Annotated in this window: 1 tRNA gene; it reads left to right on the top strand. The window is 53.8% G+C overall.

Annotated features, from left to right (window positions below):
- Window positions 1–76, top strand: a tRNA-Val gene (locus ASU02_RS25585).
- Window positions 77–210 lie beyond the last annotated feature (134 nt).

Here is a 210-nt window from a genome sequence, read left to right as displayed (position 1 = left end):
GGAGGATTAGCTCAGCTGGGAGAGCATCTGCCTTACAAGCAGAGGGTCGGCGGTTCGATCCCGTCATCCTCCACCATGTTTTTATTATGCCGGTATTTCCTTATTGGGTGCCGATAGTTCGCGTATTTTCTTTTATTTTATGGGGCCTTAGCTCAGCTGGGAGAGCGCCTGCCTTGCACGCAGGAGGTCAGCGGTTCGATCCCGCTAGGC

This window comes from Cytobacillus praedii (assembly GCF_001439605.1).
In the GTDB taxonomy this organism is placed as follows: Bacteria; Bacillota; Bacilli; order Bacillales; family Cytobacillaceae; genus Cytobacillus; species Cytobacillus praedii.
This window is presented reverse-complemented; position numbering and strand designations above follow the sequence as displayed.